General features: G+C 69.0%; 11 protein-coding genes. 5 read left to right on the plus strand and 6 right to left on the minus strand.

Features of this window, described 5'->3' with window-relative positions; translation table 11 throughout:
* Positions 1 to 6: 6 nt before the first annotated feature.
* From Q7P21_RS07000 to Q7P21_RS07015, 4 genes are all read right to left on the minus strand, one after another.
* Positions 7 to 1,140, minus strand: a complete 1,134-nt coding sequence (locus Q7P21_RS07000) for a Re/Si-specific NAD(P)(+) transhydrogenase subunit alpha (RefSeq protein WP_304176381.1) — start codon at positions 1,138 to 1,140, stop codon at positions 7 to 9.
* 149 nt (positions 1,141 to 1,289) lie between these two features.
* The gene (locus tag Q7P21_RS07005) at positions 1,290 to 1,520 is read right to left on the minus strand and encodes an aa3-type cytochrome c oxidase subunit IV (RefSeq protein ID WP_304172364.1); all 231 of its coding nucleotides are present in this window, start codon (positions 1,518 to 1,520) and stop codon (positions 1,290 to 1,292) included.
* A gap of 103 nt (positions 1,521 to 1,623) precedes the next feature.
* On the minus strand, positions 1,624 to 2,664 hold the full coding sequence (locus tag Q7P21_RS07010; protein ID WP_304172366.1) for an alpha/beta fold hydrolase: 1,041 nt from the start codon (positions 2,662 to 2,664) through the stop codon (positions 1,624 to 1,626).
* Positions 2,665 to 2,667: 3 nt separating this feature from the next.
* Positions 2,668 to 3,138 (minus strand): PaaI family thioesterase, encoded by a 471-nt coding sequence (locus Q7P21_RS07015; protein ID WP_304172368.1) that lies wholly within the window; start codon positions 3,136 to 3,138, stop codon positions 2,668 to 2,670.
* Between the two features lie 142 nt (positions 3,139 to 3,280).
* Between Q7P21_RS07015 and Q7P21_RS07020 the strand changes: the two genes are divergently transcribed.
* From Q7P21_RS07020 to Q7P21_RS07030, 3 genes are all read left to right on the plus strand, one after another.
* The gene (locus Q7P21_RS07020) at positions 3,281 to 3,652 is read left to right on the plus strand and encodes a DUF2946 family protein (protein ID WP_304172369.1); all 372 of its coding nucleotides are present in this window, start codon (positions 3,281 to 3,283) and stop codon (positions 3,650 to 3,652) included.
* A gap of 67 nt (positions 3,653 to 3,719) precedes the next feature.
* On the plus strand, positions 3,720 to 6,008 hold the full coding sequence (locus tag Q7P21_RS07025; RefSeq protein ID WP_304176383.1) for a TonB-dependent receptor: 2,289 nt from the start codon (positions 3,720 to 3,722) through the stop codon (positions 6,006 to 6,008).
* Between the two features lie 5 nt (positions 6,009 to 6,013).
* Positions 6,014 to 7,417, plus strand: coding sequence for a PepSY domain-containing protein (locus Q7P21_RS07030; RefSeq protein WP_304176385.1), 1,404 nt, complete (start codon positions 6,014 to 6,016; stop codon positions 7,415 to 7,417).
* On the opposite strand, the gene Q7P21_RS07035 is transcribed toward Q7P21_RS07030, so the two are convergent.
* The gene (locus Q7P21_RS07035) at positions 7,402 to 8,559 is read right to left on the minus strand and encodes a serine hydrolase (protein ID WP_304176387.1); all 1,158 of its coding nucleotides are present in this window, start codon (positions 8,557 to 8,559) and stop codon (positions 7,402 to 7,404) included. The two genes, Q7P21_RS07030 and Q7P21_RS07035, sit on opposite strands and share 16 nt — an antisense overlap.
* Positions 8,560 to 8,745: 186 nt before the next feature.
* Here Q7P21_RS07035 and Q7P21_RS07040 point away from each other — a divergent pair, with 186 nt between their 5' ends.
* Together Q7P21_RS07040 and Q7P21_RS07045 are read left to right on the plus strand one after the other, a co-directional pair.
* Positions 8,746 to 10,209, plus strand: coding sequence for an amidohydrolase (locus tag Q7P21_RS07040; RefSeq protein WP_304176389.1), 1,464 nt, complete (start codon positions 8,746 to 8,748; stop codon positions 10,207 to 10,209).
* Entirely contained in the window at positions 10,209 to 11,549 is a 1,341-nt protein-coding gene (locus Q7P21_RS07045) for an amidohydrolase family protein (RefSeq protein WP_304176391.1), read from the plus strand. Before Q7P21_RS07040 ends, Q7P21_RS07045 begins: the two co-directional genes overlap by 1 nt.
* Positions 11,550 to 11,578: 29 nt before the next feature.
* Here the strand turns inward: Q7P21_RS07045 and Q7P21_RS07050 are convergent.
* On the minus strand, positions 11,579 to 12,802 hold a 1,224-nt coding region (locus Q7P21_RS07050), incomplete at its 5' end, for a glycoside hydrolase family 3 C-terminal domain-containing protein (RefSeq protein WP_304176393.1).

Genomic DNA, 12,802 nt, shown 5'->3' on the forward strand with positions numbered 1-12,802 from the left:
CCGAAATCAGGCTTTGAGCGACGGGTGGACGATCGCGCCGCCCTGGGTGACCAGGGCCGCCTTCAGGATCTCGTCCTCGAAGTCGGGGGCGAAGGCGCCCTCCTTGTTCAGGAACAGGCCGGCGAAGGCGAACAGGTTGCGGGCGTAGAGGGCCGAGGCGTCGACCGCGATGCGGCCGGGCAGATTGGGCACGCCGAGGATCTTGGCGCCATTGGCGGTGACGACCACCTCGCCCAGCTTGGCGCCGACCACATTGCCGCCCTGCTCGATGGCCAGGTCGACCAGGATCGAGCCGGGGCGCATGGAGGCCACCTGCTCGGCGCTGACCAGCTTGGGCGCCGGGCGGCCCGGGATCAGGGCGGTGGTGATGACGATATCCTGCTTGGCGATGTGGCTGGAGACCAGGGCCGCTTGCTTGGCCTGGTATTCCGCGCTCATCTCCTTGGCGTAGCCGCCGGCGGTCTGGGCGTTCTTGAACTCCTCGTCCTCGACGGCGAGGAATTTGGCGCCCAGGCTCTCGACCTGTTCCTTGGTGGCCGGCCGCACGTCGGTGGCGGTGACCACCGCGCCCAGCCGTCGGGCCGTGGCGATGGCCTGCAGGCCGGCGACGCCGACCCCCATGATGAACACCTTGGCCGCCGCGACGGTGCCGGCGGCGGTCATCATCATCGGCATGGCCTTGCCGAAGGCCTCGGCCGCCTCGATCACCGCGCGATAGCCGGCGAGATTGGCCTGGGAGGACAAGACGTCCATCACCTGGGCCCGGGTGATGCGGGGCACGAATTCCATGGCGAAGGCCGAGGCGCCCTTGGCGGCCAGGGCCTCAAGCGCGGCTTTCTCCTGATAGGGATTGAGCATGGCGACGACGATCGCGCCGGACTTCAGGGCCGCGATCTCGGCGTCGGCCGGGGCGCGCACCTTAAAGAGGATGTCGGCCTTTTCGACCGCCGCCTTGGCGGTCTTGGCGAGGCTGGCGCCAGCCGCCTCATAGTCGGCGTCCTGATAGGAGGCGGCCAGACCGGCGCCGGCTTCCACCGTCACGGCGAAGCCCGCCGCGATCAGCTTCTTCACCGTCTCCGGCGTGGCGGCCACACGGGTCTCCCCGGCGCGGCTCTCCTTGGTGACGGCGATCAAGGCCATGCGTCCGGTCCCCCCTTAGGCGAAAGCCGGGGGACCTTAGTTAGGCCCGCGAACGCTGTCCAGCGAACAGGTCGTGAGATTCAAACGACCGTTTGACAGATTTTCTGCGGCGCCTTCCCCTGCGTCAGGGAAGGCCGCCCGCCGCTCGACTAGTGCGCCGCTTCCGGCTTTTCGCGCAGGGCGACAACGCCGATCACCACCATCACGGCGGCGGTGATGAAGCCGGCCAGGAAGCCGGCCGGGGTGCAGAACCACAGGACCAGCATGGCCAGCAGCGCGGCGATGGCGAGTGAGCCCCACTTGGTCATGCCGTTGAACAGGCTGAAGGTGGCGACCTGTTCGGAGATGTCCATCTCGCCGCGGTGATATTCGGAAGCCATGTCTGTGGCGTCTCTCTGTCTGGTCAGAAAACGGAAGGAGGCCCGGATACACGGGCCGGGGCTCTGGCTCAAGCGGCCGCGTGGCCGCACCTTGGTCTAAGCGTCAGGATGGCCAGACACTGAGCAGGGCGCGCAGGGCGGCGATCAGGGCGAGGGGTTGGTCGACCATGATGTGGTGGGCCGAATCAGGGATGGCGATTTCCAGGATGTTCTCCGGCAAAGGCGAGGGCTGGCCGCCCTTGCGCCGCGACATCACCACCGAGCGATCGCCATAGATATGGGCCAGCGGCAGGGTGACCTTGGGCGGGCCATCGGCGGTCATGCCCATCATCACCGAGCGGTCGAGCTTGTTCCACATGCCGGGATCGAAGCGCCAGGTGAAACCCTCGCCACCGTCCGGCAGGGGCGCGCTCTTCAGGGAGCGCCGGGCGATGAAGTCGGCCACGAACAGGTTGCCGGCCGCCTGGGGCGGCATGAAGCGGAAGCGGGCCAGGGCCGACTTCACGTCCGGATAGACCTTGTTGGCCCGGTCGATGGTCGGGATGTTGCGGGCTTCGAAGCGCTTGGCCTCTTCCGAGCCGGGCGGCGGGCCGCCAAAGCCGGTGTCGACCAGGATGGCCGCATGCATCCGCTCGGGATGCAGGGCGGCGGCGAAGAACACCTGGGAGCCGCCGAAGGAGTGGCCGATATAGATCGGCTTGCGCCCGCCTTCATAGAGGCCGGTCGCCTGGGCCACGGCCTCCGCGTCCTCGGCGAAATCCTGGAAGGCGTAGCTGTCGCGCCAGTCCGAGGCGCCCATGCCGGCCAGCGACATGGAGGCGACCCGATAGTCCTCGGCCAGGAAGGGGGCGATGAAGCTCCACCAGTCGGCGTGGGCGGAATTGCCGTGGGCCAGCAACAGGCCCGGCTTGCCGACCTCGCCCCAGGTCAGCACCTCGAGCTTGGTGCCCAGCGAGGTGACGAAGCTGCGCTCAGGGGCCTTGGCGATGGCGTCGGTGAACCACTTGGGCGCGTCAGGCTCCCGGCCCTGGAACGGCGCCAGCGGAGCCTGGACCTCGGGCGGCAGGGCGCCGGGCTCGGAGTGGATCGGATGGTCGTCGTAGCCGACGGGCGCGCCTTCCTTGATCGCCGGATCCAAAGCCATGACCTACCCCCGTGCTTCCCGTTCGCCCGGCTTTCGCGAGATCGAACGGATACCCTTATAGACCCCGGTCCCGGTGATCAGGGTGCGGTCCGCGCACCAGATCCGGCCCCGGACGGTGAAGATGTCGTCCTGTTCGGCGACGATATCGCTTTCGCCCTCAACCCAGTCGCCCATATGGGCGCCGGACATGAAGTCTGTGGTCAGCCTGACCGTCACCCAGCCGATCTCTCGCGTATTGGAGATCACCCGGCCCCAGGCCATGTCGGCGAAGCTCATCAGCATGCCGCCATGGCAGTTGTTCATGCCGTTGGCGTGGTGTTCCTCGACCCGGAAGGCCATGACCTCAGCCTGGGTGACCGGATCGCGTTTGGAATAGAACGGCCCGACCGTGCGGCCGAAGCCGCGCTGCCAGAGATTGATCACATAGCCGTCGGGGACGACGGCGCTTTGGACATCGGTCAGATCGTCGGACATGGCGGCATGCTGATGAACGGACGCCCCGAAAATGGCAAGCCTTTGCTCGCCTGACGCCCCTGGACAGGGCCACCCCGCCAGGTCTAAGGCGTCCTCCATGTTCGGGGGCCAGATCAGGGATCGACGGCATGCGGCGGGGCTGATGCTCGCGACGCTGGCCCTGTTCGTGCGCCTGCTGTTCCCCTCCGGCTTCATGCTGTCGCCGGACCGGACGGCCCTTCCGACCATCGTCATCTGCACCGGCCAGGGGGCGATGACCGTCACCCTCGACGCCCAGGGCCACAAGGTCGAGGCCGGCCAAGGCGGCGACCACCACGGGTCGGACGGCAAGACCAGCCACCCCTGCACCTTCGCCGCCGCCACCGTCTCGGCGGTCGCGCCGCTCCTCATCGCGGTCCTGATCCCACAGCAGCTGGCCCAGGTCACAGCCGCGCCCCTGCTCACCACCCAGCGTCCGGGCCTTGGCCTGGCCGCGCCCCCGCCGCCGACCACCGGTCCGCCCGCCCAGATCTGAACGCCGATCTCGCCCCGGCCCGCCTTCGCGCGGCCGGCGACCTCCGTTTGGATTCTGGAACATTCTCATGACTCAACAGCGCCTGATGCGCTCCGCCGCCGTCGCGGCCCTCTTCGCCCTGCCGCTTACCGCCCACGCCGCCGACTCCGCCAGCGCCTCAGATGTCAGCGAGGTGCTGGTGGTCGGCCAGGGCGACAAGCCGATCACCGTCCAGCCCCGCGGCCTGTCTGTCAGCCTGGGCAAGACCGAGTTCGAGGCGATCAACGCCATCAACACCGAAGACCTGATGAAGTACGCGCCGAACTTCTATGTCCGGAAGCGCTATGTCGGCGACGCCAATGGCACGCCCGGGTTCCGGGGCACCCACACCGCCCAGTCGGCCCGCACCCTGGTGCTGCTGGACGGCTTCGTGGTCTCCAATTTCCTGTCCAGCGGCCACGCCAACGCGCCCAAATGGAACATGGTCGGCCCCGGCGAGGTCCGGCAGTTCGACATCGTCTATGGCCCCTATTCGGCGCGCTATACCGGCAATTCCATGGGAGGCGTCGTCTCGATCACCACCCGCGAGCCGGAGAAGACCGAGGCCTTCGCCACGGTCCAGGCCTTCAGCCATCCCTACAAGCAGTACGGCACCGACCAGACCTATAACGGCTACAGCTTCGAGGGCGGGGTGGGCCTGAAGGCCGACAACGGCTTCACCGGCCGCCTGACCTATCGCCGCCTCGACAATGTCGGCCACAACATGCAGTTCAGCCAGCTGGTGGCCTCCAGCGGTCCAGGCGTGGCGGTGACCGGCGCGGTCATCGATCCCGGCCTGATTCCGACCGCCCCGGCCACGGTCCCCACCCCGGTGGGCGGCGCCTATGCCCCAGACCATACGTTCCAGGACCAGGTCCGCGGCACGGTCGGCTACGACTTCGGGAACGGCTGGACGGCCAAGGGCGTGCTCAGCCTCTGGAACACGGCCTCCGACGACACCGCGCCGCAGACCTATCTGCGCGACGCCGCCGGCAATCCGGTCTTTGACGGCAAGGTGGTGGTGGGTGGGGTGACCTACACCGCCGGCGCAGGCCTGGGCCTCTCCCTCATCGAGAAGCGCGAGATCCTGGGCGGGCTGAAGCTGCAAGGTCCCGTGGCAGGCTGGGATGTCTCTGCGAACCTGTCGCACTACTGGATCGACAACCAGACCACGCGGAGCTCGACCACGCGCACCACCGGCGTCGCCAACGGCGCGGGGACCTACCAGAAGCTGGGGGCCACAGGCTGGTGGACCGGCGACGCCACCGCTGAACGCGACGTCGGCCCGCATCATCTCGCCGTGGGCCTGAACACCAATCTCTACGAGACCAACCAGGACAGCTTCAATGTCCTCAACTGGCGCGCCTCCAGCGGCCGGACCTTCTCGGCGGCCACCTATGGCAAGACCTCACTGATCGGGGTGTTCGCCGAGGACAAGATTGAGCTCAGCGACACCGCCAGCCTGACCGCCGGCCTGCGCTATGACCGCTGGCGCGCCTTCGACGGTGGGGTGGCGCGGTTGGCGTCCGGCGCCCGCAAGGACCAGGCCTATGCGGAACGCGACGATGATTCGCTGAGCCCCAAGCTCAGCCTGCAGTGGGAATTCACCCCAGGCTGGCAGGCCCAGCTCAGCCTGGCCCAGGCGACGCGGTTCCCGACGGTCGGCGAGCTCTACCAGGGCAAACTCGACGCCCTCGGCAATTTCGACGTCAACAGCTTCGACCCCAACCTCAAGGCCGAGAAATCCAACGACGCCAACCTGCTGGTCCGTCACGATTTCGGCCCGGTGCGCATGACCGGCAGCCTGTTCTACCAGTCGGTGGACGACGCCATCTTCAGTCTTCAGGGCCTGAACCAGTTCGGGGTGCTGACCAGCTCGTTCAAGAACATCGACCGGGTGCGCCAATACGGTGTCGAACTGATCGCCGAGACCCGCGATGTCCTGGTTCCCGGCCTCGACATCGACGCCAATGTCGCCTGGATCGACGAGATCACAGTGCGCAACCGGGCGCTGCCGGCCTCGGAAGGGGTGCGGTTCCCACGCATCCCAGAATGGCGGATCAACAGCGACATCCGCTATCGGATCAATGACGCGCTCAAGCTGTCGGTCGGTGCGCGTTACGCCTCGCGGCCCAACACCGATCTCCTGGGAACCCAGCGCGGCGACACCTATGGCTACACCTCCGAGTTCCTCATCATCGACACCCGCCTGACCTGGGACGTCAACGACCAGGTCCAGGCCAGCTTCGGCGTCGACAACCTCAACAACGACAAGGCCTGGGTCTTCCACCCCTATCCACAGCGCACCTTCGTCGCCGAGATGAAGTGGAAGATGTGAGCGCCATGACCGACCGCACCGAAGCCCTGGCGGCGGCGACCCGCCGCATCACCCTGCACCGGTTGATCTGGCGCTGGCACTTCTATGCCGGCCTGTTCTGCGTGCCGTTCGTGCTGATCCTGGCGATCACCGGGACGATCTATCTGTTCAAGCCCCAGGTGGAGGCGGCGCTCGACGCGCCCTACGCCCATCTGAAGCTGACTGGCCCCGCCGCCTCGCCCGAGTCCCAGGCGCTGGCCGCCGTGGGTTCCCTGCCCGGCGGCCGCCTCAAGGCCTATCAGCTGCCGACGACTCCCGATCAGGCGACCCAGGTGATCGTCAAGGCCGGCGGCCAGGACATGCGGGTCTATCTCAATCCCCAGACCCTGCAGGTCTTGAAGTCCGTGCCGGAAAAGGCCCGGTTCATGGCTATCGACCACGACCTCCATGGCGAGCTGCTGATGGGTGAAAATGGCTCGATCCTGGTCGAACTGGCCGGGTCCTGGGCCCTGGTCATGGTGCTGACCGGCCTCTATCTCTGGTGGCCGCGCGAGGCCCAGGGGCTGGCGGGCGTGCTCTATCCCAGGCTCTGGGGCGGCGGGCGACTGTTCTGGCGCGACCTGCACGCGGTGACCGGAATCTGGATCTCGGGCCTCGCCTTGTTCCTGCTGTTGACCGCCCTGCCCTGGACCCAGGTCTGGGGCCAGGGCTTCAAGGCGCTTCGGACCGCAACGGCGCCCCGCGCTGCGCCCACCGACTGGGCCACGGCCGGGGCGGCGCCGCCGGACGATCCTCACGCCGATCACCAGGGCATGGGCGGCATGGCGGGGATGAAGGGCATGGGCGGTCACCACCACATCATGCGCGGCGACTATGCGGCCTTGAATCAGATCGTGCCTCAGGCCGCGCGCATGAACCTGGCCTATCCGGCCCTGGTCTCGCCGCCCGGAAAGCAGGGGCGCAAGGCCTCGGTCAACTGGACCGCCAAGTCCGACGCCCAGAACCGCCCCCTGCGCCAGGAGATCACCTTCGACGCCCAGGGCCGGTTGCTGAGCCGTCAGACCTTCGCCGACAAGCCCCTGGTCGACCGGGTGGTGGCGGTGGGCGTCGCGGCTCACGAGGGCCAGCTGTTCGGCTGGGCCAACCAGCTGCTCGGCCTGACCGCAGCGCTCGGCATGATCACGCTCAGCGTCTCGGGCCTGATCATGTGGTGGAAGCGGCGGCCGGAGGGGCGGCTGGGCGCGCCGGCGATCCTCGACGATCGCCGGCTATCCTGGGGGCTCGGCCTGCTGGTCCTGGCCTTCGCCGTGTTCCTGCCGGTGCTGGGCGTGTCGCTGGTGGCGGTCACTCTGATCGAGCAGTTGGTCCTGCGCTGGACGCCCGGCGTGCGGACCTGGCTGGGGCTGCGAACGGTTCAGGCGACTAGATAATTGCGCAGGGCGTCCGCGCCGCGATGGATCAGGGCGACCACGCGCGGGTCGAACGGATTGCCGATCGAGGACAGCTTGGCGATCACCAGGCCGCTCGTCCGGTCGATGAACAGGTTCTGGCCGTGGATGCCCATGGCGAACAGGAAGTCAGGATCGCCATGGATGCGGTACCAGCCGCCGCGATAGCTCATCTCGCGGCCGGGGAAGGCCGGGGCGAACTGGCCGTCCCGCCAGGCCTGGCGGTCGCCGCCGGCCCACAGGTCGTCGAGCCAGGCGGCGGGCAGGACCCGACGCCCGTCACGGACGCCGCCATCCGCCACCAGCTGGCCAAGCCGCGCCAGGTCCCGCGCCGTGGCGCAGAGCCCGCCGGTGCAGCGCGCCGCGCCTAGCCGGTCGACGGTGATCTGGGCGTCGGTCTCCGCCCCCATGGGCCGCCAGAGCAGGGTCTCCACCACGGTGGCGAAGGATTGGCCCGTGACCCTGGCCAGGATCAACCCCAGCAGATCGGTGTTGGCCGAGACATAGCTGAAGGGGCCGCCATGCGGACCGAAGCCGGTCGTGGTGGTCGCGAAGAACTGCAGCAGGTCGGTCAGCGGCGCGTCGGCCGCCACGGGGTCCCATTGGGTGGCGTCGGCATAGGCCTGGAGGTCGGCCGGGCTCATCACCACCCCGGTGCGCATATCCAGCAGCTGGCGCAGGGTCGCATCCCCCCAGGCCGAAGCCGCCGCTGCCGGGAGCAGCGCCGAGACCGGGGCGTCCAGGTCGATACGCCCCTGGTCGGCGAGGACGCCGCAGATCAGGCCGGTCACCGACTTGGTGGCCGACATCAGGATGTGCGGGGTCCGCGCGGCGTTACCGTGGGCATAGGTCTCGCTGACGATCTCGCCGTTCAGCAGGATGACCACCGCGTCGGTCGAGGTCGCCTCCAGGAACCCCGGCCAGTCGAAGGTCTGACCGCCCAGCCCCTGCACGCGGAAATCGTCGAAGGATCGTAGCGCCTCGGGCAAGGCGCGCGCCGGCCCCGGACCCGCAGCGATCTCCGCCACCGGCACGATCTCGCGCACATGGTGGAAGGCCCAGACGTTGAACGGCGAGGTGCGCCAGTTGGAAAGATTCGCGCCCTGGTCAGTCGAGGTCGTCAATGCGTCGCTCCTTGCGAGTCGGGTCAGTCTAGGAGGCCGGGGTTGAGTTCGCATATGGCCATGCCGTCGGGCTGGGCAATCCGCACCCGCCACTCCGAGCGGCGGCCCCAAAGCGGCGCCGTTGTGCTTGGCTTGGATCGAAACCCCGTGTCTTATGCCGCCCCTGTAGTGCAGGGGGGACGAACCATGCGGGTTTGGCGGACGGCGGCGGCGATTCTCGCGGTCGCGGCGATTGGCGGATGCGCCACCACGGGGAGCCCGGCCAAGCCGGCGCCCTCAGCCCAGGCGTCCAAGGACAAGGCCGCCCCGCCCAAGCCGCTGGCCAAGGGGCTCGACCCGGCGGCCAGCGCCAATCCCTTCCCCTCGACCTACAAGCCCCTGCCCAGCCAGCCCACGGCCATTGTCGGGGCCAGCGCCTTCACCGGCACGGGTGAACTGGTCGAGAACGCCACGGTCCTGATCAAGGACGGCAAGGTCGAGCAGGTGACCGCGGGCCTCGCCGCCCCGGCCGGCTATGTCACCGTCGACGCCCACGGCAAGTGGGTGACGCCGGGCCTGATCGACGCCCATTCCCACCTCGGCGTCTATGCCTCCCCCGAGGTCTGGGCCAATTCCGATGGCAATGAACTGACCGATCCGGTCACCCCCCAGGTCTGGGCCGAGCATTCGGTCTGGCCGCAGGATCCGCAGTTCGACACCGCCCGCATCGGCGGGGTGACCACCATCCTGGTGCTGCCCGGCTCCGGCAATCTGATCGGCGGGCGCGGCGTCGTGCTGCGCAATGTGCCCTCGCGCACCGTCCAGGGGATGAAGTTCCCCGACGCGCCCTATGTGCTGAAGATGGCCTGCGGCGAGAACCCCAAGCGGGTCTATGGCTCCAAGGGCCGCGCGCCTTCGACCCGGATGGGCAATGTCGCCGGCTATCGCGCCGCCTGGATCAACGCCGCCGACTATCAGCGCCGCTGGGAGGACTACCGCGCCAAGATCGGTCGCGGCGAGAAAGCCGATCCGCCCAAGCGCGACCTGGCGCTCGACACCCTGGTCGGCGTCCTGAAGGGCGAGATCCTGGTCGAGAACCACTGCTACCGGGCCGACGAGATGGCCCAGATGATCGATATCTCCAAGGAGTTCGGCTACCACATCACCGCCTTCCACCACGCCGTGGAGGCCTACAAGATCGCCGATCTGCTCGCCGCCAACGGGACCTGCGTCGCCACCTGGGCCAATTGGTGGGGCGGCAAGATGGAGATGTATGACGGGATCGAGGCCAATGCGGCCCTGGTCGACGCGGCCAAGGGCGGCTGCGCGATCATCAAGTCCGACGACCCCGACCTGATCCAACGCCTGAACCAGGAAGCCGCCGAGGCGCTGGCCGCCGGCCGCGCCGCCGGCCTGACGATCAGCGAGGCCCAGGCCATCAAATGGATCACCGCCAATCCGGCCAAGGCCCTGGGGATCTCCGCCCAGGCCGGCAGCCTGGAGCCCGGCAAGCGGGCCGATGTGGTGATCTGGGACCACGACCCGTTCTCGATCTACGCCCGCACCGAGCGGGTCTATGTGGATGGCGCGATCGCCTATGACCGCCATGACACCCGCTATCAGCCGCGCTCGGACTTCGACCTCGGCCAACCTGGCGAAGGAGTCCGCTGATGCTGCGCCAAGCTCTCATGGGCGCCGCCGCCATCGCGGCCTTCGCGCTTCCGGCCACGGCCGAGACCGTCGCCGTCACCCACGCCCGCATCCTCACCGCCGGACCGGCCGGTGAGATCGCCCAGGGAACCCTGGTGCTGCGCGACGGCAAGATCGTCGCGGCAGGCGCCAATGTCGCCGTTCCGGCCGGCGCCCGGGTGATCGACGCGGCCGGCGGCGTGGTCACCCCCGGCTTCTTCGCCACCGACAGCGTGCTCGGCGCCCAGGAGGTCGGCTCGCTGGGCAGCGACCTGCGCGTCTCCAACCCGGCGCTGGGCGCGGCCATGGACGTGCAATACGGCCTCAACCCCGCCTCGACCCTGATCCCGGTCGCCCGGCTGGGCGGCCTGACCAGCGCCATCGTCATGCCCCACGCCTCCGGCGGCGGCGGCGAGGCCGACGAGGGCGACGAGATGACCTCCGGCGGGGTGCCGGACGCCGATCCGTCCCACGCCCTGTTCGCCGGCCAGGCGGCGGTGGTCACCCTGGGCCAGGGTCCCGACATCCTGGCCAAGGCCAAGGTCGCCATGGTGGTTCCCTTCGGCCAGGCCGGGGCGAAGATCGCCGGCGGCGCGCGCGGGGCCGAGTTCGTGGCCTTCAAGGCCGCCCTGCAGGACGTCCGCGACTACGCCCGCAACAAGGCCGGTTATGACAAGGGCGAGAGCCGCGCCCTGTCGCTGTCCAAGGCCGACCTCGAGGCGCTGATTCCCGTGGTCCAGGGCCGCATGCCGATCATCGCCGAGGTGCACCGCGCCGCCGACATCCTGGCGGTGCTGAAGCTGGCCAAGGACGAGAACCTCAAGGTCATCCTCAACGGCGCCGAGGAGGGCTGGATGGTGGCGGCGGACATCGCCAAGGCCGGGGTTCCGGTCCTGGTCTATCCGCTCAGCGATCGCTCGGTCAGCTTCGAACAGCTGGGCTCGACCCTGGACAACGCCGGCCGCCTCGCGGCCGCCGGCGTGGTGGTGGCCATCGAGTCGGACGACGGCGGCCATCGCGCCCGGGAAACTCGCTACGACGCCGGCAACGCCGTCTCGCACGGCATGGCCTATGCGGCGGCGCTGGCGGCCGTGACCATCAATCCGGCGAAGATTTTCGGCGTCGCCGACCGCACGGGCTCGATCGAGCCGGGCAAGGACGCCGACGTGGTGATCTGGACCGGCGACCCCTTCGAGCCGCTCAGCCAGGCCAGCGCGATCTTCGTGCGCGGCGTCCAGCAGCCGATGACCTCACGCCAGCTGGAACTGCGCGACCGCTACAAGGACCTGAACCGGGCCTTGCCGCCGGCCTATTCGCACTGAATCCTTCTCCCCCAAGGGGAGAGGGATGATTACGGCTTCATCGTCCGTTCACTGAGCACCGCCTCGCCCTTCAGCGCCACCGTCGCGGCGTCCGGCCCAACCGTAACCTCCACAGCCCCGGCCGCCACGCGCCAGCCCGGCAGGGCCGGGTCGTAGCTGGCCAGCAGCCGCGGATCGGCCGCGACGCTGACCCGGCGGCTCTCGCCAGGCGCCAAGGCCACGCGCGCCCAGCCGATCAGCCGCTGGCCGCCGGCCACGCGGGCATAGACCTGGGCGGTCTCGATCCCGGCGACGGGGCCGGTGTTCTTCACCTCGAAGCTGGCGGTCACCGTCTCGCCGCCGGCCAATTCCAGGCCGGCATAGGCGAAGGTGGTATAGGTCAGGCCGAAGCCGAAGGGGAACAGCGGGGTCTTGCCGGCGCGGTCGTACCAGCGATAGCCGACATCCGCGCCCTCCGGGTGCTCCACCGAGAAGCGGCCCTTGTGCTGCTGCACGTTCGCGAAGGAGGTCGGGATGGTCCTTCCCTCCTCCGGCGGACCAAAGATCATGCCGGGAATCTGGGGGCGGACCAGGTCGTCGATCGACTTGGGGAAGCTGATCGGCAGTCGGCCCGAGGGTGCGACCTCACCGAACAGGATCTTGCCGATCGCCTCGCCGCCCCGCGTGCCGGGATACCAGGCCTCCAGCACCGCGCTGACCTGGTCCAGCCAGGGCATGGTCACCGGCGTGCCGGTCTCCAGCACCACCACGGTCTTGGAATTGGCGGCGGCGACGGCGGCGATCAGGGCGTCCTGGTCGTGTGGCAGGCTCAGCGTCGGCAGGTCCTCGGCCTCTGTGCACCACTGGTCGGCGAAGACGATGGCCAGGTCGGCGCCACGCGCCAGTTCGGCGGCTGCGGCGACATCCTCACCCGAGGCGTAGGACACCGTGGCGTTCAAGGCCCGCGCCTGGATCGCCGCCAGGGGCGCGGACGGGAAATAGGTCACCGCCGAGAAGGCCGAGGACGGCCCCATCGAGACCCGAATCTCGTGGGCAGGACCGCCCACCGGGATCACCTGGGAGGAGCCGCCGCCGGACAAGACGCCCACATCGGCATGGGCGCCGATCACCGCGATCCTGCGCAGGCCGCCGCCGAGCGGCAGCACCCCGTCGTTCTTCAGGAGCACGATCCCGGCTTCCGCCGCCGCCAGGGCGACATCGCCATTGGCCTGATAGTCCGGCTCGCTCGGGACGACGGGTGAGTCGAACACCCC

The organism is Phenylobacterium aquaticum (genome assembly GCF_947378715.1).
In the GTDB taxonomy this organism is placed as follows: Bacteria; Pseudomonadota; Alphaproteobacteria; order Caulobacterales; family Caulobacteraceae; genus Phenylobacterium; species Phenylobacterium aquaticum_A.

Coding starts and splice junctions, on each gene's coding strand:
- Q7P21_RS07030 (WP_304176385.1), top strand. CDS start 6,014: ATGACCGACCGCACCGAAGCCCTGGCGGCGGCGACCCGCCGCATCACC.
- Q7P21_RS07000 (WP_304176381.1), bottom strand. CDS start 1,140: ATGGCCTTGATCGCCGTCACCAAGGAGAGCCGCGCCGGGGAGACCCGT.
- Q7P21_RS07010 (WP_304172366.1), bottom strand. CDS start 2,664: ATGGCTTTGGATCCGGCGATCAAGGAAGGCGCGCCCGTCGGCTACGAC.
- Q7P21_RS07005 (WP_304172364.1), bottom strand. CDS start 1,520: ATGGCTTCCGAATATCACCGCGGCGAGATGGACATCTCCGAACAGGTC.
- Q7P21_RS07045 (WP_304176391.1), top strand. CDS start 10,209: ATGCTGCGCCAAGCTCTCATGGGCGCCGCCGCCATCGCGGCCTTCGCG.
- Q7P21_RS07015 (WP_304172368.1), bottom strand. CDS start 3,138: ATGTCCGACGATCTGACCGATGTCCAAAGCGCCGTCGTCCCCGACGGC.
- Q7P21_RS07020 (WP_304172369.1), top strand. CDS start 3,281: ATGCTCGCGACGCTGGCCCTGTTCGTGCGCCTGCTGTTCCCCTCCGGC.
- Q7P21_RS07040 (WP_304176389.1), top strand. CDS start 8,746: ATGCGGGTTTGGCGGACGGCGGCGGCGATTCTCGCGGTCGCGGCGATT.
- Q7P21_RS07025 (WP_304176383.1), top strand. CDS start 3,720: ATGACTCAACAGCGCCTGATGCGCTCCGCCGCCGTCGCGGCCCTCTTC.